Raw genomic sequence first — 20,984 nt, 5'->3', positions numbered from 1 at the left:
TTGTCTCATTAATGGTTTACTTCATAAATACTTGGTTTTAAAGGTTATTATTCTTTGATTAATTGCAGTCTTGATTTTCCTGAAATGGATATAATGTAAATTCCTGCCTCAAAATCTTCTGTTGAGATAATTTCTTTATCCGATTTAGTAACTACCGTTTTTACAATAGTTCCCAAAAGATTGTAAATGACAATTTTTTCTCCTTGATTATGCCCAATAATAGTAACATAATCTTGAGCAGGATTAGGATACAACCCTACTATCCTTTCATTTTTATTGAATGATCTATTACGACTTATCGAAATGATTTTCCATTTTTGATTATTATTTGTAGCACTATATCCCCAAGTATGCACATTAGCGTTTACTGCTCCTGCGGCTCTATCCATTGCAACATTTTGACAGTGCAGTGGTTTAAATACATACGTATTTCCTATAGCAAGAATCTTCCATTTTTGGTGATTTTCATTGGCGGTAGTCGAGGTCGCTACATTCTGAGCATTACCACATTTAGCATAAGGCACTTCTAAATACCTATTTGTTCCTTTGTTCTTAATTGTATATACATTGTTCCCAAGGTGACTAAAGGCCCATTTTTGATCGTCATAATTTCCTGGATCATGCATTCTAGAGCTATACTGCTCTAATGCTCGAGACAATAATCGCTGATCATTTTGAGCAGACGTTATATAATATGTGCCATTGGAAATGAGTTGTGGATTATTTTCAATCACAGTAACATTATTTACTTGATCATTATCAAGCGCCTGTTGCCAATTCGTCCCTATTGGTCTAATATGTGATTTATAGGCATACGCGTTGCCTGCCTCAGGTGGTGAAGATAAACTCACTGTAATGGCTTTGATTCCAGAACCTTTTGAAACTCTTTCGACTTTGCTAGCTAACCAGGTATTGTTTTTCCAAAAACTTACCGCAATCTCTCGGTCAACAGATGCCGAATACTCCATATTAAAGGTATATTCGTTTTTTGGGTTTATTGAAATCGGTGCATTTTTAAATAAAATCTTATCTTCAAATACGGTCTCATTTTCAACAATTACATTATCAATCTGATCTCTATCTATAGCTTCTCTCCAAGTGGTTCCAACTGGTCGAATATGTACCTTATACATATACCCAGAGCCTACATTTGGTACAGAAGGTAAAGTAACTGTGATAGATTTTGTGCCTTTTCCTTTAGAAACTGTTTCCTTTTGTTGCGCTATCCAACTAGTAGATGACCAGAACTCTACTATAATTTCTCTATCTGTAGATGCTTCATAATCCGCATTAAAAGTATAGCTGGTTTGTGGATTAATAGTCATTGGTGCATTGTTAAACTCAACTTTGTCAACAAGACCGTTTCCATTATCATTTACCAGTTTATACGATCGCACCCAATCATAATACGTTGAACGGTTTTCTGCAGAATCGTTCATACCATCTTTCCCTTCTTTTGGAGGGTTCCAATCATATGTTTCTGTTACCAAACGCAAATACATTGGAAGATCAAAATTTGCAGGAGGTTTTATTTTATTTACGAATTTCCCATCCAAATAAAATAATATTTCATCCTTACTTTTCCACCAAGCTCCATATGTATGATATCCTTTCCACGAAGGTTCTCCTAGAGATGCTTTACCTCCCTGCTGACCAGTAGGTGTAGTATTACAAGTTGTACCGCGGCTATGTGTATTAGAGTTCATACTGGTAATGGTAGTATTCACCCAGTTTGCTCCATTAGAGTTTACCCCAACCGTTTCAGTAATATCCAATTCTGTAGTCCTAACATTACAACCAGAACCTTCATTTCTTTTATTAATCAACCAAAATGTTGATGACATAAAGGTTTTATTAGCCTTCATTCTACATTCGTAATATCCGTATGTTTGGTTTTTAAGAGATCTTACCAAAGCGCCGGCATGGGTATACAAATTTCCGTTTACGGTTTCTGGTGTTGATAGCTTATATGCGGTAAATTGTAGTTTACCATTTTCAACCTTTACCGCATTCTTCTTGAAAATTCCTGGTGCTCTTCCTATCCATGTAGAAACATTTATTGCCCATTTGGAAGTATTTAACGAGTTTCCATTAAATTCATCAGAGAGTTCTTCTATCTTTTCCCATTTCTTTCCATTGGGAGGCGTTGGTATTTGTGCAGTCAAATAATTGATACCAATACAAAAAAATGGTAGCAACAGCACATATTTTATACAATTCATAATGTAAAATATTTTGTAGGTGTGTTGATTATATTGTGTTACAGAGAGATTTGCGTCAGAAGTATCAGACGTTTTAAGAAACAGATTGTCATTTTGAAGCAATTAATGCTAAATGCAATACAATGAGTTATGAAGTACTTCTTTTTTAAAAAGCCCTAAGAGCTGATTAATCAATGACGAGGGTCTAAGAATTTTTGGTAATGCAATATACCTTAGTAGTAATGTTTTCATGATTGAGTTTGTGTTAATTTGCGTGATAAGAGTGAGGTTAATTAAATTTTACTTCTGTTATTTCATTTTTGAATTAGTAATAATGTTATATCAATTAGTGATCGATTTTTTTATCGTCACTTTAATTGTAAAGTTCTTGTAATAAAACGAGTAAATTGGATGATATCAAGGGTACATTAGGGGTACATCGCTCAAAAAAAGAATACAAACAGCATACTATTTTTTAATTTGAACGTTAACATAAAATAATACTAACTAACCCCATTTATTGTGAAATATCAAGTCTACTGGATTCTAGTATTTATCCTACTGCAAAACCTTAACCCTTTATTCTGCCAAGACTCGCAGAGTTGTGACAAACAAATCAAGTATATAGACAGCCTATTCGAAATTGCTAAAAAAGACCTTATCGGAAATGGGGATTCGTTAAAAAAATTAATAACACTTTCAAAAAATGCAAATTATCCTAAAGGAGAAGTTCGAGGGTTAGTCAACCTTGGGGTGTATTACACCAATAACTCTATGATCGATAGTGCTAATTTTGTTTATGATAAAGGCGAGAAACTTATAAAACAATATCCCTATCTAGAATTTGCACTTTCATATATCTACAATAACAAAGCCGTTATCTTAACTAATCAACAATTACACTATCAGGCGCTAAAATACTATCATAAATCACATAAAATAAACCTCAAGCAAGGTGATACAAAAATGGCAATGATTACCAAAATGAATATTTTAAACTGCCATTTGGCTCTTGGTGAACCCGACAAGGTACTTGCATACTCAAAAGAATTGATCACTGATCCAACAATAATGGATCAAGAAGATTTGAAATCTCAGTTATATAACAATATGGGTACAGCCCATTTTGATAAAAAAGAGTATGGAAAAGCAATCAATTGGTGGACGGCTAATCTTGAACTTATTAAAGATTCTGATCAAATAGGTCAAATAAGCCATTTACTAACCTCAATTGCTGATGCATACAGAAACCTTGGAAATTATGACATCGCGTTAGAAAAAGGGCTTGAAGCAAAGGAAATTCTAGAGAATGAACCCCAATTAAGTACATTTTCGGCGGCAAATGCTTTAGTATTAGGTAAAATTTATAATTCCTTAGACAATCCTAATCAAGCTATTATATATTTCGAAAACGCTATTCTGCAAAACTCAGATAACCCAATAGATATTGCTTTCTCATATAAAAATCTGGGCGCTATCTATAAAAGAATGGAATCCTGGGATAAAACGGCAAACTATTATGAAAAATATGCAACTTTAATAGATAGTCTTTATACAAACAGAAATGAGGATATCTCTAAAATATCAGAGGGTAAAATACAACTATTAGAAGAAGAATATAAAAATGATCTACTCACAAAAGACAACGATATTCTAACCTATAAAAATGAAAAACAAAAGTTGTATATTATATTACTTACTGTAGGTTTTTTTAGCCTGTTATTTATCCTTTTATCAGTATTTCTTTACAAAAAGTATAATAAAAGTGAACGCCAGGTAGAGCTATTAAAAGAAAACGAAAAAAAGATTTTAGAAAATCATTTGCAAAGCAGAGAAGAGGAATTTCTAGCCACTATGATATCAGTAAATGAGAGATTAAACAAACTTTCATACATAAAAAAGAATTTATCTTCGGCCATAAAATATAATAATAGAGAAGAAATGATAGAGGTTGAAAAAAGATTGGATCGTTTCATTTCTTCTACGTCTGATCTTACCATTTTAAAAGACCGTATAGAATCTCAATACCCCGGGATAACAGCTCAAATAAATACTTCTTTCCCAGAATTGTCAACCAATGATATAAGACATTGTCTTTTAATGAAGCTTAACTTATCTATCAAAGAATCTGCTCAATTATTAAGTGTTTCTACTCATGCAGTAAAAATGGCAAGAAAAAGGCTAAAGAAAAAAATGAATATTCCGGAAGATGTTTCTTTAAGAGAACATCTACAGAATAAAATTGCTTAGTGTACTTTCTTGTTATTTTAAGATCTGTTTTTATGCTCTCAAAATTTTATGTAGCTTGGCACCTGGAAACCACACATTGGCAATGATTAATAGAGTTTGGCATATCGGTTTATTAGTGTTTACTATGTTTTCTTGCGATAGCTTTGTCCTTAAAAAAGAAAACAAAGAAGAGATTATAAGAGAAGAGCTAAAAAAACTCAATCGTAACGAAGTAGAAGAACCTCCACTTTTTGAAATTTGCAAAGAAACACCTGAAGAAGAACTAGAACAGTGTTTTCAACATACAATAACTCGGCATATTCAAGATCATCTTGCCACACAAATCATTAAAATAAAACAACCTGTTGATGATACCATTTGGGTTCCTTTGTTAATCACAAAAGATGGACAGGTTATTTTAGAAGATTTTGAGCTTACGAGTATCCTTAAAATAGAAATACCCAATCTAAAAGAAATTCTTCAAAAAGGTATTGAAACGCTACCAAAGGTCGAACCTGCACATACACGAAGTACCCCGGTAACAACTCGATATAAACTTCCAATAGTAATTCGAATAGAATAATCATTGCTTATTTTGATTTATGTAGCTTTGCACTATATAAAAAACCAATCTTGAGCGACGAGAAAATTATATTAGGTATTGATCCCGGAACAACTATTATGGGGTTCGGACTTATTAAGGTTCAAAATAAAAAAATGTCTTTTTTACAACTAAATGAACTTCAACTTGGTAAATATGATGATCATTATCTAAAATTAAAACTCATTTTTGAGCGAACTATAGAGCTTATTGATACCTATCACCCAGATGAAATTGCCATTGAAGCTCCTTTTTTTGGTAAGAATGTGCAATCTATGCTTAAGTTGGGGAGAGCCCAGGGAGTGGCTATGGCAGCAGGATTAAGTCGAGAAGTACCTATCACCGAATACTCTCCAAAAAAAATTAAAATGGCCATAACCGGTAATGGTAATGCCAGTAAAGAGCAAGTTGCGAAAATGTTACAAAGCTTATTAAAAATCAAAACATTGCCCAAAAACCTAGATTCTACTGACGGATTAGCTGCTGCTGTATGTCATTTTTATAATATGGGAAGAGCAGACATCGTTGGCAAGAGTTATAGCGGATGGGCTTCTTTTGTAAAACAAAATGAGAAACGAGTTAAAAAATAGTAATGACTTTAGTGCACATCAAACTCTAAAATCGTAACTCTAAAATTTAAAATTATCAGCGGTATCTATATCCATATTCCGTTTTGCAAACAAGCATGTCACTATTGCGATTTTCATTTTTCTACTTCAGTAAAGAAAAAAGATGAAATGATGGTTGCCTTATGTCATGAAATTGAATTGAGAAGCTCGGAGATCAAGGATAATAATTTTATTCAGACTATTTATTTTGGCGGAGGAACACCATCAGTGTTGTCTGTTGATGAGCTTTCAAAAATTATTGATACCGTTTATAAAAACTATACCGTTTCAAAGGATGTAGAAATAACCATCGAAGCTAATCCTGATGATCTTACACATGAAAAAATTGAAGCGTTAGCCAAAAGCAAAGTGAATCGTTTAAGTATAGGCGTACAATCATTTTTTGAAGAAGATCTTAGATTAATGAATCGAGCTCATGATGTTAAAGAGGCTATAAATTGTTTATCTGTTGCAACTCACTATTTTGACAATATTTCAATTGATCTTATTTACGGTATCCCCAACATGTCTATAGAACATTGGAAGCAAAATATTCAGTATGCCTTAGACTTGGGGATTCCTCATATCTCTTGTTATGCATTAACCGTTGAGCCAAATACGGCTTTACCCAAGTTAATCGAAAAAGGAGAGATCCCCCCTGTAGATGACGTTTTAGCACAAAAACATTTCGAAGTCTTGGTAGAAACTCTAGAAAATAAAGGATTTGTTCATTATGAACTATCAAATTTTGGTAAGGAAGGGTTCTTCAGTAAAAATAACACTGCATATTGGCAAGGTAAGCACTATTTGGGTATCGGCCCCTCGGCACATTCGTATAACGGAAAACAACGTAGTTGGAATATTAATAACAACGCCAAGTACATTAAAGCCATTCAACAAAACCAATTCCCTAGAGAAATTGAGAATTTAACCCCTACAGATCAATATAATGAATATATCATGACTGGACTCAGAACGATCTGGGGAGTTTCGCTTCAAAAAATAGAAACCGAGTTTGGGAAAACATTTAAACAGTATTTACTAAAGCAGGCTCAAAAACATATAGAAGAACATTTATTGTTTTTGGATAATGACACCTTATTAGTTACAAAAAAAGGAAAGTTTTTAAGCGACGGAATTGCAAGTGATCTTTTCTTAGTAAATTTAGGGTAATTATTAAATCAAGGGCGATGCACGAAAAATATGATATTATCGGGATCGATTATAATACGACCCGAAAAGCTGACACCTATCTTTTTAATAAGTTGTTGCATTTGCTGTATCCAACTCAAAACGGAGTATACCTTGATATAGGATGCGGAACAGGTAATTATACTTCAGAATTTGCTAAAAAAGGATATCAATTTATTGGTATTGATCCTTCTACTAAAATGCTGGAAAAAGCAAAAAAACAGAACAACTCAATACAATGGAAAGTCGGAAAAGCTGAAAGCATCGAATTATCCAATCAAAGTGTAAATGGCATTATTGCAAGCTTAACACTTCATCACTGGCAAGATCTTGACCAAGGATTTTCAGAACTTAATAGAGTCTTAAAACCAAATGGTGATATTGTAATTTTTACAGCCACTCCGCTCCAAATGAAAGGATACTGGCTCAACCATTATTTTCCAAAAATGTTAGTTGATTCTATGGTTCAGATGCCCGAATATGATAAGATCAAATCGAACCTGCAAAAGAATAACTTAAGTATTGACCATACTGAGAAATATTTTATTCAGCCTGATTTACAAGATCTTTTTCTATATTCAGGAAAACATAACCCTAAATTATATTTAAACCCAAAAGTGCGACAAGGTATATCATCTTTCTCTTCATTGGCAAATGCAGAAGAAGTTGAGAAAGGGTTAAAAATATTAGAAGAAGATATTAATTCTGGAACTATTAATCATATCATCAAAAAATATGAAAATACAGAGGGAGATTATCTCTTTATGAAAATCAAAAAAGTGGATCCTATTTTATGATTACAACTGTAGAACACAATAATACCCTATATAAAATTAATCTTTCTAAACCTTTAGATATTTCTATCTCTTTAAGAGCATCTCAAGACAATGTAAATGCCTGGTATATTGATGTCCCAAGAATAGAACCCGTTACTAATGGTGATTGGATAGGAAAAGTTTCTGAAGGAGCATCAACCAATTTCAATACCATTATATTTAACCCGCACGGTCATGGCACGCATACCGAATGTGTAGGCCATATCACCAAAGAATTTTATAGCATTAATGAGAGTCTAAAAAGATTCTTTTTTATGGCAGAAGTAATTAGTATTGATCCCGAAAAACGAGGAAACGATTTTGTGATTACTAAAGAGCAGATCAAAAACAGTATAACCTATAAAAATATAGAGGCAATCATAATTAGAACACTTCCGAATAAAGACAATAAGCGTAACAAGCAATATTCAAATTCAAATTGGCCATATTTAACTGAAGAAGCAGCTGGTTATATCAGAGAATTAAATATTGAGCACCTTCTGATTGATCTTCCATCGGTTGATAAAGAAAAAGACGAAGGAAAACTACTTGCCCACAAAGCTTTTTGGAATTACCCTAAAGCCACGCGTTTCGAGGCTACCATAACAGAAATGGTATATGTTGATAATGAGATTAAAGACGGAAACTATCTCCTAAATCTTCAAATAGCCTCATTCGTAAATGATGCAGCTCCTAGTAAACCAATATTGTATCGCATCATCGATTAAATCGTAAAATGATGTAACGTAAAAACAGGTTGAACTACATATTAGCTATATTTACATTATGGAATTATTGTTTATAGGACTTTTAGGAGGCGCCATTTTAGCTTACTTTATTTTTGCACGTTTCAATGCTGTAAAAAATAAGTCCGCCATAAAAACTCAGTCTACAGTTCTTATGGAAAAAATTAAAAGTGTTTGTAAACTGGTAACCGTTGAAGGCGACTTTGCTGAAATTTATCATTATGAAAGTGTAAAAGAAAAGTTTTTCAACCTTCTTACAGGTACCAAAAAAGCATTGATTCTAATTGATGCTAAAGCCTATGTAGGCTTTGATTTATCTCAGGTAAAGTTAGAAAGTGATACTAAAAAAAAGTGCATTATCCTCACTCATTTTCCGCAGCCAAAACTTTTAACTATCGAAACCGATTTTAAATACTATGACAAAAAAGAGGGTTGGCTTAATCCGTTTACTTCTTCAGACCTTACCGAACTGAACAAAGAAGCCAAACAATTTATCAAAGATAAGATCCCTCAAAGTGGTTTAATGGAATCTGCAAAGCATGAAGCTCTTACTGCTATTTCCCTGATGGAAACTCTTGCCGCATCTATCGGATGGACATTAGATTATTCTGCATTAGAACTTCATAACAATAACATCGACACAAAACAGTTAGAAGAGTAATGAATATTGAATTGTTTAGAGAATATTGCCTGGCAAAAAAAGGAGTAACTGAAGAGTTTCCTTTTGACGAGACCACACTAGTATTTAAAGTAATGGGAAAAATGTTTGCATTAACAGGATTGGATCGACTTCCTTTTAGTGTAAATCTAAAATGTGATCCGGATCGAGCTATCGAACTTCGAGAGTATCACAACGAAATCACTCCCGGTTACCATATGAGCAAAATACACTGGAATACTGTTAACTTTTCTGGTACTTTAGCGACAGATATGTTGTACGAATTAATTGATCATTCTTATAACTTAGTTGTGAGTGGATTGACCAAAAAGCTAAGGCAAGAATTAGAAAATCTTTGATTTTTTTATATGAGTAACCCACAGAAGTTTTATAAAGAACAAATAGCATTACATACTACATCATTAAAAAAAGTAAGAAAACAATTAGCTGTTTCCAGCACCATACGGGTATTTGTTTTTTTTGCTATTGTAGCGAGTATATATTTTGGCTATCCAAATGCTCAAATTATTATCGCCAGCATTGTTATTGGAATTACGGCTTTTATTTTTCTAGTAAATAGACATACAGACTATATCTATACCAAGAATAAATTGGAAAAATTAATTCAGATAAATCAATTAGAATTAGATGTTTTTAATGATGATATCAGTACTCTTGATTCTGGAAAAGAACTTATTGACCCTACACATCCTTATAGCCATGATATAGATTTGTTTGGCCATAAATCCTTTTTTCAGTACGCAAATCGTACCGCTACGATAGCAGGAAAAAGTAAATTAGCCGAAATACTTACCGCAAATTCAATTCTAAATATTGAAAAGAAGCAAGAAGTCATACAAAATCTATCAAAACTACCCGAATGGCGACAAGAGTTCAGTGCTGTAGCATCATTAGCGCATACAACAGTTTCGGTCTCTGCAATCTTAGGTTGGTTAAAAAATTACACTTTCTGGGTTCCTAAAATAATGCGCATTCTTCCTGCTATTTTTTCAGGAATATCTGTACTTATGTTAGTCCTTCTGTTTTTAAATTTTATAACCTTTAGCATGTTTTTGCTTTGGTTTTTTATAGGGCTTACCATTACCGGAACACAACTCAAAAAAATAAATATTCTTTATAATGATGCAAACAAAGTAAAAAACACATTCGAACAATATTATAAGCTTGTTGATAAAATTGAGAATACCGATTTTGAGGCTTCATTGCTAAAAGAAAAACAACAATTGGTTGTTAGTAAAAAAGAAAAAGCATCACAGACCTTAAAACAATTTGCTAGTATCCTAAGTGCTTTTGACCAACGCAATAATATGATGTTTGGTGTTATTGCTAATGGATTAATACTATGGGATATTCTTCAGAGCTATCGTATAGAACAATGGATTGCAAAAAATCATTATAAAGTATCACAGTGGTTTGAAGTTATTGCTTTTTTTGATGCCTACAATTCATTAGGAAATTTCGCATTTAATCATCCAAAGTATGTATATCCGGATATTACATCAGAAAATATCATATTAAAAGCAGAAGAACTAGGACATCCAATGCTTTCAAATCAAAAAAGAATTGATAATGATATTATCATTTCTAGAGAACAGTTCTTTATTATTACTGGGGCTAATATGGCTGGAAAAAGTACTTTTCTGCGCACAGTTGCACTACAAATCGTTATGTCTAATATTGGATTGCCCGTTTGTGCAAAATCATGCCAATATCGACCTATTAAATTGATCTCAAGCATGCGTACTTCAGATTCGCTTAGCGATGAAGCTTCGTATTTCTTTTCGGAACTTACTCAACTCAAAAAAATTGTAACCAAACTTGAAGAAAATGAATATTTTATTATTCTCGATGAAATTCTAAAAGGGACCAATAGTAAGGATAAAGCTGCTGGTTCGCGTAAATTTGTAGAGAAATTAGTAGCTGCCAAAGCAACAGGGATTATTGCAACTCATGATTTAAGTCTTTGCGAAATTGCTTCGGAATTGCCTCAAGTTCAAAATCGTTTTTTTGATGCCCAAATTATTAACGATGAACTTTATTTTGATTACAAATTTAAAGATGGGGTTTGTCAAAACATGAATGCATCTTTCTTGTTAGAGAAGATGGGAATCGTATAATCTTTTTCTATATTCTGAAGGTGTCATGCCTTTAATTCTTTTAAACTTCCTGTTAAAATTAGAAAGATTCTTGAATCCACTCGAATAAGAAGCCTCGGCAATCGAAATATCAGGTTCTTTGGATATAATTTGACATGCATTTTCGATTCTTACTTCTGTCAAAAACTGAAAAAAAGTTTTATTTGTTCGTTGTTTAAAATATCTACAAAAAGCATTTGGAGTCATATTGGCTATATCAGAAACTTCTTGCAAGCTAATATCACCATAAAAACTAGTCATTACATATTGAAAAACGTTTGCCATTCGCTTTCCTTCATTATCAGTATAATTATTCTTTGTAATCGAAGAAGAAATGGTTTCAATTTTGGCTAAGCTTAATAATTTCAAAACCTGTAAAAAAATCACTAGGCGATCCAGTCTGTTTTTATGCTTTAAAAGCATGAAAAATTGATCTTTCAACTGTTTTTTTTCAGAAATAACCTTTACTCCATATAACAGATTATTAAAAAAATTAGACAGATCACTAAATTCAGAAAGTTCAAAAAAACCTTTGCCAAATGATTTTTCAGTAAAAAAAATTGAAATCATATAAGACCTTACAGATGATGGGGCGCTTTTTAAAACATGAGGAACCTGGCTTCCAAAAATCAAGATGTCATCAGTTTTATAATTGGTAATTGTATCGCCAACAATTAGACTCCCTTCTCCTGATACAATAAGAGATACCTGAATCTCTTCATGTTGATGAAATTTATCATAAAAAACCATTCCTTTATCTTCCTGTATAATCAGAGTATCGGTAGATGATTTTGGTATTTTAAAGGGTAAAGCTTTCATAAAACTATACCAATATTACTCAATTAATTAGGATAATTACATATTAAAGGTAAAATAGTATCATGATTAGGTAATTTACGGATATTTTACCCTTTATATTCACAATATCTTTGACCAAAACATAAATTATGATAATACATTGGGAAGGTGTAATGCCTGCGGTGACTACAAAATTCACTGATCAAGATACTTTAGATCTCAAAATGTTTGAGGTAAATATTAATGCGCAATTAGAAGCTGGTGTACATGGTATTATACTTGGCGGAACATTAGGTGAAGCCAGTACATTAAGTGATGAAGAAAAAAGAATTCTGGTAAGGACAACGGCCCAGATTGTTAAAAACAAAGTTCCTGTTATTATCAATATTGCAGAGCAAACTACAAAAGGGGCAATTGAAGCCGCAAAAAAAGCCAAAGAAGATGGAGCAAGTGGTTTAATGATGCTTCCACCAATGCGATACAAAGCAGGAGATAGAGAAACCGTTATCTATTTTAAAGAAGTGGCCAAAAGCACAGATCTACCCATTATGATTTACAACAACCCTGTAGACTATAAAATTGAAGTCACCCTGGATATGTTTGAAGAGCTATTACAATGTAACAATATTCAAGCTGTAAAAGAATCTACAAGAGATATTTCTAATGTAACCCGTATAAAAAATCGATTTGGAGATCGACTAAAAATATTATCAGGAGTAGATACTCTTGCTTTAGAAAGTCTACTTATGGGTGCTGATGGTTGGGTTGCCGGATTAGTGGATGCTTTTCCTGCTGAAACTGTAGCTATTTACGAACTTCAAAAAGCAGGAAGAATACAAGAAGCCATAGATATTTATCGTTGGTTTTTACCGTTGCTAGAGTTAGACATAAACCCTAAATTAGTACAGAACATAAAACTAGCTGAAGTTGCAACGGGAATTGGTACAGAAAATGTGCGCGCGCCAAGGTTACCACTTGTTGGAGAAGAGCGCAGAAAAGTGTTAGGAATCATTGAAAATGGACTAAAAACCAGACCAACTCTGCCAGATTATAAAAACCTAGAATTTATTCATTAACGTATGTTCACATTAAATCTTTAAAAACAATGATTACTGGTCAAAATTATATAGGAAATCAACTTTCAGCAACAGGAAACAAAGCATATAAAACATTTAATCCTAAGTTAAATATTGAAAACGATTATGTTTTTTATGAAGCTTCTGATGAAGAAATAGAAAAAGCTGTAATACTGGCTTCTGAAGCTTTTAAAACGTTCAAAAATACTACAGGATCGAAAAAAGCCGAGTTTCTAAATGCCATTGCCGATGAGATTTTAGCCTTAGACGATATTCTAATTGAAACGTATGTCTCTGAGACCGGTTTACCAGAAGGAAGAGCTAAAGGCGAGCGAGGAAGAACTATTGGTCAACTTAGAGCTTTTGCCGATTTAGTTTCAGAAGGTTCTTGGGTAGAAGCAACCATAGATACCGCAGATCTAGATAGAACTCCTATCCCCAAACAAGACATTCGGAAAATGTTGGTTCCGTTGGGCCCTGTTGTTGTTTTTGGCGCCAGTAATTTTCCATTAGCATATTCTACTGCAGGTGGTGATACAGCGTCTGCATTTGCCGCTGGTTGTCCGGTTATAGTAAAATCACATCCAATGCATGCAGGAACAGGAGAACTAGTTGCTTCTGCAATTCATAAAGCGGCTCAAAAAACCGGGATGCCTAATGGGGTATTTTCAAATCTTAATAGTGCTGGGATACAAGTTGGGGTGCAATTAGTAAAACATCCCAAAATAAAAGCTGTTGGCTTTACAGGAAGTATCCGAGGAGGAAGAGCGCTCTTCGATTTAGCATCGCAACGACCAGAACCCATACCTGTATTTGCAGAAATGGGAAGTATTAATCCTGTAGTTCTACTACCAGAAGCAACAAAAAACAATGGAGAAGATTTAGCAAAAACATACGCTAAATCAATCACCTTAGGAACTGGTCAATTCTGTACTAACCCAGGTTTGATTATGGGTATAAAAAGTGAAGCCCTGGATCGTTTTATTCAAATACTTTCTGAAGAAATTATCAAAATTGAACCTTCATGTATGCTGCATCCTAATATTATTGGAAATTATGAGCAAAATAAAACAAATACCCTGCGACAAAATGGAATACATTTAAGTGCGGAATATGGTAACGATGTAATTGCTAATCATGCACGACAAACTATCACTACAGTCGAAGGAAAAACCTTTTTACAAAACACTACGTTACACCAAGAAGTATTTGGGCCTTTTTCTATGGTCGTACAATGTGAAAATGCCCAAGAGTTAGAAACTATAATCTCAAATCTTGAAGGACAGCTTACAGGAACTATTCTTGCAGAAGAAGGCGAAACCTCAACATATAGCGCAATTATTGAAACTCTGCAAAATCGAGTAGGTAGAATCATATTTAATGGTGTTCCTACGGGAGTAGAAGTTTGCCCAGCTATGCTGCATGGCGGGCCTTATCCTGCCTCTACAGATAGTAGATTTACTGCTGTTGGGATTCATTCTATTAAGCGTTGGGTTCGCCCATTTAGCTATCAGAGTTGGCCAAATGATTTATTGCCCGATGAACTTAAAGATGAAAATCCTCTACATATCTCAAGACTACTAAACGGTATTCAAACTAAAGAGTCAATCTAAAATGACAAAAACAACTTTTAAATGCATTGATGCTCATACCTGCGGAAATCCCGTGCGTGTTGTTACCTCTGGACGGCCTCAACTTATTGGAAAAACCATGAGCGAAAAACGACAGCATTTTCTTAAGGAATTTGATTGGATCAGAACAGGCTTAATGTTTGAACCGCGAGGCCATGATATGATGAGCGGTAGTTTTTTGTTTGAACCGCATGACCCAAAAAATGACTTTGCCATCTTATTTATCGAAACCTCTGGCTGCTTACCCATGTGTGGCCATGGTACTATCGGTACAATTACCATTGCGATTGAAGAAAATTTAATCACCCCAAAAACACCAGGAAGAATCAGGATGGAAGCACCAGCAGGGTTGGTAGAAATAGAATATCATAAGACCCATGAAAAAGTAGACTGGGTTAAACTCAAAAATGTTGCTTCTTATTTAGCACAAGAAAATCTCTCCATAGATTGTCCAGAATTAGGAGATCTTATTTTTGATGTAGCCTATGGTGGAAATTTTTATGCTATTATAGATCCTCAAAAAAATTTCAACGGAGTTGAAGATTTTACAGCCGGAAAATTGATACAATATTCTCAAGTTATTCGAGAACGAATTAATAAAAAATACCCTGATCTATTTATTCACCCTCAAAATGAAACGATTAAAAATGTAAGTCACATCCTATGGACCGGAGATACTATTGATCCAACATCTTCAGGTAGAAATGCAGTTTTTTATGGTGATAAGGCTATTGATCGCTCTCCTTGTGGTACTGGGACCTCTGCACGAATGGCACAATTACATGCCAAAGGAAAATTAAAAAAAGGAGATGAGTATATTCATGAAAGCTTTATAGGCAGTACATTTATAGGAAAAATAGAAAAAGAAATCGAATTAGAAGGCAAAAAAGCAATCATACCTAGTATTAAAGGATGGGCAAAAGTATATGGGTATAACACCATCATTATTGATGACAAAGATGATCCATACGCTCATGGGTTTCAGGTGATATAGATTATGAATGATTTAATGAAACAATGATCTAATATCATATTATAAAAATGAATGAATTAAAATAGTTTCAAGAGTCAGAAAGAACATATTAATTAGAAATATTATTATATAAAATCAACCTGTATGTATTTATAGATTTTTTTGCCAAAATCCGTCAATTCGAGTGCTTCGACCTTAGGAGAAGTGTATCGAGAATAGGATTATTTGGTAAAAAAAATCTATTCTCGATACATTTTGTCTTTATTTCATTGCAACAAAATACTCGAATTGACGCTTTTTTTGAGGCAATTTTCTTAAATACACAACAGGCCAAATCATTATTTCATTAAAACAATAAATAATTGAAAAAAGTAATCATCATCGGTGGCGGAATTATAGGACTTTGCTCTGCATATTATCTAAATAAAGAAGGGCACCAAGTGACTATAATTGATCAATCTTCTATGGATTTTGGAGCCTCATATGTCAATGCAGGGTATTTAACACCAAGCCACATTATCCCATTAGCTGCACCTGGCGTTATGAAAAAAGGACTTAAATGGATGTTTAACCCTTCTAGTCCTCTATTTATAAAGCCCCGCCTTAATGCAGATTTCTTACGTTGGTCATGGGCTTTTAATAAATCTTGCTCAATAAAAAATGTAGAACGAAGTATTACTGCCATTAAGGATATTAATATTATGGGAAGGGATTTATATTCAGATATTAAACAGCAAGAAAGTTTTAAATTTCAATTAGAACGAAAAGGCTTGTTAATGCTGTGTCAAACTGAAAAAATGCTCGAGGAAGAAATTCGGGTTGCTAACATCGCTAAAAAAGAAGGATTACCAGTAAAAGAACTTTCACTTTCTGAATTGGAACACATAGAACCCAATGTACAGTATAATGCTAAAGGTGCGGTACTATATGAATGTGATGGACATACAACTCCTCATATATTTATGGAAGAGATGAAAACATATTTAGTAAATTCTGGGGTTACTTTTTACAAAAATGAAAAAGTACATGATATTATTCTTGACGGTGAAAAAATAAGTGCTTTACACACTAAAGGTAATATACATAAAGCAGATGAATTTGTGCTTGCCGCTGGATCCTGGTCAAGCATTTTAAGTAAAAAACTAGGGATTAAACTACTACTAGAAGCCGGAAAAGGATATCGAATTAATTCTGAAAGAAATCTGGGTATTACTATGCCTACAATTTTAGCAGAAGCTAAAGTCGCTATAACACCGATGCAAGGGTTTACAAGATTTGCGGGAACAATGGAAATTGCCGGAATAAATCATAAGATTAATAAAGTACGTGTTGAAGCTATTGCCAATGCAACTCAAAAATACTATCCAAATATCGAAATCTCTGAACAAGAAAAAAATAATGCTGCTTGCGGTTTAAGACCAGTTTCTCCTGATGGAATGGCCTATATTGGTAAATCTTCTAAGTGCAAAAACTTAACTGTGGCCACAGGTCATGCCATGATGGGCTGGAGCATGGGGCCTGCCACCGGAAAACTGGTTTCAGAAATTATTTCTAATAAAAAAACATCTCTAAATCTCGATGCATTTCATCCCGACCGAAAGTTTTAATTCAAATAGACCTCTCAGTTTTTGAAAAATCGAAGAGGTCTATTCTTATTATTTACAAAATCCCAGTTTGACGTTTATAAAAGGCATCTTGTTGTTTTTTCATGATTTCTCTGGCTATTTTCTTCTTATAGGCATATAGTTCTTCCTCTTCAGTAAGATCCCCATACACTTTATCATTGATGGTATGATCGGTTTCTAATAATACACTACGTTGTCCTTCTTTTTGAGTTACCCAAGTTTTAACTTCTCCTTCAATATCTTCTAACTTATAATCATACTCTCCTTTAGGAGAAAGTAATTTTGCAAAAATCGGAGATGTTTCGATTGCTAAAAACAACAAAAAGATAAAAAATGACGGCAGCCATGGTAATTCATTCAAGGCATTTACTCTTGCCATTAATCCATCAAAATTGTCAATTATGGGTTGGGATGTAATAACTTGTTCTTCATATTGTGCAGCTAATTCAGTCTTTTCTGCCTCAAGTCCAACAATTTTATCTGTATTTGCCTTCTTAAGCTCCACTAACTCAGCTAAGGCTGCATCATGTTTTTCACGTTTTTCTTTATAAACAGGTCCTTTTCCGACAAGCTCTGTTCCTTTTCGACCTTCAGCTTCAGCAATGTAGGTTTCATATAAACCATTAACTTCTGTTTCTTTATCGGTGACCTCTTTTTTTAAAGATTCAATTTCAGAATCTATTTGAGTAATCGCAGGAGTAAACTGGGTAGCGATCTGTTCTTTATTCGCTAAGGCGAAATCATTTTTTTGTTCAAGCAATACACGATCAATTTCTTTTTCAAAGATTTTTAATTCTAATGGTTTAGAAATCACTACGGCAATAATAATTGCCAAAATGATTCGTGGTGAAGCTTGTAACAATTCATCTATAAAATTATCTTTTTTCTTAATCGTCGACACTATAAATCGATCCAAATTAAAGATCAATGCTCCCCAAATTAATCCGAAAAAAATCGCAGTAAAATAATTATCAAAAACAGTATATAACGCATAAGTTGCTGCAATAAAAGCCATTATGGCAGTAAAAAAAACTGTGGCTCCGATACCAACATACTTGTTCTGTTCGCCACTAGAACTATCGGCCAAAATATCGGCATCTGCTCCTGAGCATAAAATAAAAAAACGTTTTAACATAACATCTAAGGGTTTTGATTGACAATAGACCTATAACGCTGATTTACAACAAAATGTTGCGTAAAAAACTCCCTTACGGGAGTTCATTGGTGTAAAAATCTATAAAATAAAGTTATTCTTTCCTCGCTTTTTCAGCTTTCTTTCTTGCCTTTTCGCGCTCTTTCCTTGCTTTTTCTATCTCTTTACGAGCTTCTTTTCTTGCCGCATCAGCAATCTTACGGGCTTCTTTTCGCACTTTCTTCGCTTCTTCTATAGCTTCTTTTCTTGCTTTCTCTGCATGTTTTCTTGCTTGCTCAGCAGCAGCTCTTACTTCTTCATGCAGCTTTTCTCTATCATGTAATACTCTATCCCTTGCAATTCTAGACTCACGCATAGCCATTTCACGTACCTTCTCAGCCTCTAATCTAGACATTTCTGCATGTCTCATCGCCAAATCTCTATGCTTATGAGATTCATCAGCTGCCCGATGTGCAGCTTCCATAGCAATTGCTCTAGCCTGTTCTGCTTGTTCTCTGGCTTGAGTTGCACGTAACATTGCACTTTTTCTCGCTATTTCTGCGGCTTCTTTAGCATATACTTCAACTTCGTGCATATTTGCTAGGGCGTATTCTCTTTCTACTGCGGCCTCAACCCTTGCCATTTCAGCTTCAATTCTTGCCAGTTCAGTTTCTTCTACAGAAGCTTCTACTTCATCAATTTCTACTTCTACATCAGGATATACGGGAGGAGATGGTACCTTTGGAGGCACAGGAGGTGTAATTGTATTCTCATCTACATGTATCGTTTTTGGTACCGATGGTGGAGGAGGAATAACACCTGTTTTTATATTTGGAATTTCTGGTATTGGTGGTGCTGGAGGAATTAGATCATGACTATCTGGATTTGCACTATATAATCGTGTTTTTCTATACTCTGTATTAAGTTTTTGCACAAATGCATCGTCTGAATCCATGATTTGTACATCAAATTGAAAGTCTGTAAGCTGATTATTATTCCATTGCTTTGTCTTCTCATCAATTACTTTTGCAAAATTTGCAAGTTTTGTTGCAGTACCATTAACTGTAATTTGCTCATTTTTAACACGAATTTTTATTTTTTTATCAGGATCTATATCCTGACTGGTTTTGGTGTAACTTACATTTTTTTGTTGGGCTATAATTTCATTATTGAACAATAGCATACAACCAAGTAGAATAGGTAAAAGCAGCAGCAACCTGGCTGCTGCTCTTGTTTGAGAAAATTGTTTTGACATCATAACGATTCGTTTTTTAGTTAATGAATAATTAATAGGACTCGCTAACTCAACTTGATTAGAGTTGTTTGGATATGTAACGAGTAGGTTCATATAGGTTTGTAATGAATATTGACGTTTAAGAACGGTATAGTCGGCTAAAAACTCATGATTTAATTTAATCGATTTCTTAATCCAAAAGAATAAAGGATTGAACCAAAAAATAACCTGTAAGATCTCTATAAATAATATATCTAATGTGTGTTTTTGAATAACATGTGTTTTCTCATGAAGTAATACTTCTTCGGGGATGTTTTGTTCTTGATATTCTTTTTTTGGTAAAAATATATATCGTAAAAATGTATAAGGAACAATCGTATCACTGATTAAAACATTAGTGTGTGATGACTCTTTTAGTTGTTCATTATCATTAATTCTTTGCGTTAAGTTTTTAAGATTTTTAATAAATCTAAATCCAAAAATTAATACACCAATACTATACATACAGTACAATAAAATTGTAACATAATCTGTCGATGATTCGACCACAGGAGCTGCATTTGGCAAAATTATGGTTGCTGCAGAAGGTTCTTGTATTATTGGTGGTTCTACTTGAATATTGGTCGTATATGTGAATGTAATTAACGGAATCAAAAGAGCAAATATTACACTAAAAAGTAGGTAAAATCGTTTTGTATAATGCATATTCTCCCGTTCTAAAAACAACACGTAAAACCCCCATAACAGGAACATACAAAGTGATGATTTTATTAAATACACTATCATTTCTTTTGTTTTTTAATTTGTTGATCAACTATTTTTTTAAGTTCCTCTAATTCTGAAGTTGACATATTTGTCTCAGAAGTAAAAAACGATGCAAATTGTGAAGCAGAATCATTAAAAAAATTCTTAATTAAACCATTTACATGTTTAGAGAAATAATCGGTCTTTTTTACCAAAGGATAATACTCTCTTGATTTCCCATAAAGGGTATAATCTACAAATCCTTTATCCTTCATTCTTTTGAGCAATGTTGCCACCGTAGTTGTAGCAGGTTTTGGTTCTGGAAACGCATCTAGAAGATCTTTCATAAATCCTTTCTCCAGTTTCCAGAGGTACTTCATAAGTTGTTCTTCGGCTTTTGATAATTGCATTGCTCTACTTAATTAGAATTAACTCTACAAATGTAGAATAAAAATTTATATTTTCAAATAAATAGTCTAAAAATGATGTTAAAGATCATTATGGACTAAGTGATTATATGGAGTGAATCGATCCTGGTTTAACAAAAAAACTAACTGAAAAACGGG

18 protein-coding genes are annotated in these 20,984 nt (G+C 33.6%); 13 read left to right on the top strand and 5 right to left on the bottom strand.

Going from position 1 to position 20,984, the window contains the following annotated elements:
- Window positions 1-47: 47 nt before the first annotated feature.
- Complete coding sequence (locus JJQ60_RS01270; protein WP_201916139.1) at window positions 48-2,222, bottom strand: family 16 glycosylhydrolase; 2,175 nt, start codon at window positions 2,220-2,222, stop codon at window positions 48-50.
- Between the two features lie 501 nt (window positions 2,223-2,723).
- Between JJQ60_RS01270 and JJQ60_RS01265 the strand changes: the two genes are divergently transcribed.
- From JJQ60_RS01265 to JJQ60_RS01225, 9 genes are all read left to right on the top strand, one after another.
- Entirely contained in the window at window positions 2,724-4,451 is a 1,728-nt protein-coding gene (locus JJQ60_RS01265) for a tetratricopeptide repeat protein (RefSeq protein ID WP_201916138.1), read from the top strand.
- Between the two features lie 82 nt (window positions 4,452-4,533).
- On the top strand, window positions 4,534-5,013 hold the full coding sequence (locus JJQ60_RS01260; protein WP_201916137.1) for a hypothetical protein: 480 nt from the start codon (window positions 4,534-4,536) through the stop codon (window positions 5,011-5,013).
- A 50-nt stretch (window positions 5,014-5,063) separates the two neighbouring features.
- Window positions 5,064-5,621 (top strand): crossover junction endodeoxyribonuclease RuvC, encoded by a 558-nt coding sequence (ruvC, locus tag JJQ60_RS01255; protein WP_201916136.1) that lies wholly within the window; start codon window positions 5,064-5,066, stop codon window positions 5,619-5,621.
- A 54-nt stretch (window positions 5,622-5,675) separates the two neighbouring features.
- On the top strand, window positions 5,676-6,812 hold the full coding sequence (gene hemW, locus JJQ60_RS01250; protein WP_201917153.1) for a radical SAM family heme chaperone HemW: 1,137 nt from the start codon (window positions 5,676-5,678) through the stop codon (window positions 6,810-6,812).
- A 17-nt stretch (window positions 6,813-6,829) separates the two neighbouring features.
- Entirely contained in the window at window positions 6,830-7,627 is a 798-nt protein-coding gene (locus JJQ60_RS01245) for a class I SAM-dependent methyltransferase (RefSeq protein WP_201916135.1), read from the top strand.
- Complete coding sequence (locus JJQ60_RS01240) at window positions 7,624-8,373, top strand: cyclase family protein (protein ID WP_201916134.1); 750 nt, start codon at window positions 7,624-7,626, stop codon at window positions 8,371-8,373. The genes JJQ60_RS01245 and JJQ60_RS01240 overlap by 4 nt, the downstream gene beginning before the upstream one ends.
- A gap of 58 nt (window positions 8,374-8,431) precedes the next feature.
- Window positions 8,432-9,052, top strand: a complete 621-nt coding sequence (locus JJQ60_RS01235) for a DUF4230 domain-containing protein (protein ID WP_201916133.1) — start codon at window positions 8,432-8,434, stop codon at window positions 9,050-9,052.
- Window positions 9,052-9,408, top strand: coding sequence for an MmcQ/YjbR family DNA-binding protein (locus JJQ60_RS01230; RefSeq protein WP_201916132.1), 357 nt, complete (start codon window positions 9,052-9,054; stop codon window positions 9,406-9,408). Before JJQ60_RS01235 ends, JJQ60_RS01230 begins: the two co-directional genes overlap by 1 nt.
- A gap of 9 nt (window positions 9,409-9,417) precedes the next feature.
- On the top strand, window positions 9,418-11,187 hold the full coding sequence (locus JJQ60_RS01225) for a MutS-related protein (protein ID WP_201916131.1): 1,770 nt from the start codon (window positions 9,418-9,420) through the stop codon (window positions 11,185-11,187).
- On the opposite strand, the gene JJQ60_RS01220 is transcribed toward JJQ60_RS01225, so the two are convergent.
- Window positions 11,164-12,024 (bottom strand): AraC family transcriptional regulator, encoded by an 861-nt coding sequence (locus JJQ60_RS01220; RefSeq protein ID WP_201916130.1) that lies wholly within the window; start codon window positions 12,022-12,024, stop codon window positions 11,164-11,166. The two genes, JJQ60_RS01225 and JJQ60_RS01220, sit on opposite strands and share 24 nt — an antisense overlap.
- A gap of 128 nt (window positions 12,025-12,152) precedes the next feature.
- Between JJQ60_RS01220 and JJQ60_RS01215 the strand changes: the two genes are divergently transcribed.
- From JJQ60_RS01215 to JJQ60_RS01200, 4 genes are all read left to right on the top strand, one after another.
- Window positions 12,153-13,079 (top strand): dihydrodipicolinate synthase family protein, encoded by a 927-nt coding sequence (locus JJQ60_RS01215; protein WP_201916129.1) that lies wholly within the window; start codon window positions 12,153-12,155, stop codon window positions 13,077-13,079.
- 29 nt (window positions 13,080-13,108) lie between these two features.
- Window positions 13,109-14,692: an aldehyde dehydrogenase (NADP(+)) gene (locus tag JJQ60_RS01210; protein WP_201916128.1), complete on the top strand. Its 1,584-nt coding sequence runs from the start codon at window positions 13,109-13,111 to the stop codon at window positions 14,690-14,692.
- A 1-nt stretch (window position 14,693) separates the two neighbouring features.
- Window positions 14,694-15,704, top strand: a complete 1,011-nt coding sequence (locus tag JJQ60_RS01205; RefSeq protein WP_201916127.1) for a 4-hydroxyproline epimerase — start codon at window positions 14,694-14,696, stop codon at window positions 15,702-15,704.
- 341 nt (window positions 15,705-16,045) lie between these two features.
- The gene (locus JJQ60_RS01200) at window positions 16,046-17,290 is read left to right on the top strand and encodes an NAD(P)/FAD-dependent oxidoreductase (RefSeq protein ID WP_201916126.1); all 1,245 of its coding nucleotides are present in this window, start codon (window positions 16,046-16,048) and stop codon (window positions 17,288-17,290) included.
- Window positions 17,291-17,342: 52 nt separating this feature from the next.
- Here JJQ60_RS01200 and JJQ60_RS01195 read toward each other — a convergent pair whose 3' ends face one another.
- The 3 genes from JJQ60_RS01195 to JJQ60_RS01185 form a co-directional block, all read right to left on the bottom strand.
- The gene (locus JJQ60_RS01195) at window positions 17,343-18,443 is read right to left on the bottom strand and encodes a DUF4407 domain-containing protein (protein WP_201916125.1); all 1,101 of its coding nucleotides are present in this window, start codon (window positions 18,441-18,443) and stop codon (window positions 17,343-17,345) included.
- Window positions 18,444-18,555: 112 nt separating this feature from the next.
- Window positions 18,556-20,427: a M56 family metallopeptidase gene (locus JJQ60_RS01190; protein ID WP_262896665.1), complete on the bottom strand. Its 1,872-nt coding sequence runs from the start codon at window positions 20,425-20,427 to the stop codon at window positions 18,556-18,558.
- A 29-nt stretch (window positions 20,428-20,456) separates the two neighbouring features.
- The gene (locus JJQ60_RS01185) at window positions 20,457-20,828 is read right to left on the bottom strand and encodes a BlaI/MecI/CopY family transcriptional regulator (protein ID WP_201916123.1); all 372 of its coding nucleotides are present in this window, start codon (window positions 20,826-20,828) and stop codon (window positions 20,457-20,459) included.
- Window positions 20,829-20,984: the final 156 nt, after the last annotated feature.

The organism is Aquimarina mytili (genome assembly GCF_016735115.1).
GTDB classification, from domain to species: domain Bacteria; phylum Bacteroidota; class Bacteroidia; order Flavobacteriales; family Flavobacteriaceae; genus Aquimarina; species Aquimarina mytili.
The sequence above is the reverse complement of the archived record's forward strand: the minus strand, read 5'-3'. Positions and strand labels throughout refer to the sequence as shown.

Excerpts from the sequence above, each read along its gene's own strand:
- JJQ60_RS01215 (WP_201916129.1), top strand. The coding sequence starts at position 12,153 with ATGATAATACATTGGGAAGGTGTAATGCCTGCGGTGACTACAAAATTC.
- JJQ60_RS01235 (WP_201916133.1), top strand. The coding sequence starts at position 8,432 with ATGGAATTATTGTTTATAGGACTTTTAGGAGGCGCCATTTTAGCTTAC.
- JJQ60_RS01220 (WP_201916130.1), bottom strand. The coding sequence starts at position 12,024 with ATGAAAGCTTTACCCTTTAAAATACCAAAATCATCTACCGATACTCTG.
- JJQ60_RS01185 (WP_201916123.1), bottom strand. The coding sequence starts at position 20,828 with ATGCAATTATCAAAAGCCGAAGAACAACTTATGAAGTACCTCTGGAAA.
- JJQ60_RS01230 (WP_201916132.1), top strand. The coding sequence starts at position 9,052 with ATGAATATTGAATTGTTTAGAGAATATTGCCTGGCAAAAAAAGGAGTA.
- JJQ60_RS01240 (WP_201916134.1), top strand. The coding sequence starts at position 7,624 with ATGATTACAACTGTAGAACACAATAATACCCTATATAAAATTAATCTT.
- JJQ60_RS01260 (WP_201916137.1), top strand. The coding sequence starts at position 4,534 with ATGATTAATAGAGTTTGGCATATCGGTTTATTAGTGTTTACTATGTTT.
- JJQ60_RS01205 (WP_201916127.1), top strand. The coding sequence starts at position 14,694 with ATGACAAAAACAACTTTTAAATGCATTGATGCTCATACCTGCGGAAAT.
- JJQ60_RS01195 (WP_201916125.1), bottom strand. The coding sequence starts at position 18,443 with ATGTTAAAACGTTTTTTTATTTTATGCTCAGGAGCAGATGCCGATATT.
- JJQ60_RS01245 (WP_201916135.1), top strand. The coding sequence starts at position 6,830 with ATGCACGAAAAATATGATATTATCGGGATCGATTATAATACGACCCGA.
- JJQ60_RS01270 (WP_201916139.1), bottom strand. The coding sequence starts at position 2,222 with ATGAATTGTATAAAATATGTGCTGTTGCTACCATTTTTTTGTATTGGT.
- JJQ60_RS01190 (WP_262896665.1), bottom strand. The coding sequence starts at position 20,427 with ATGTTCCTGTTATGGGGGTTTTACGTGTTGTTTTTAGAACGGGAGAAT.
- JJQ60_RS01225 (WP_201916131.1), top strand. The coding sequence starts at position 9,418 with ATGAGTAACCCACAGAAGTTTTATAAAGAACAAATAGCATTACATACT.
- JJQ60_RS01210 (WP_201916128.1), top strand. The coding sequence starts at position 13,109 with ATGATTACTGGTCAAAATTATATAGGAAATCAACTTTCAGCAACAGGA.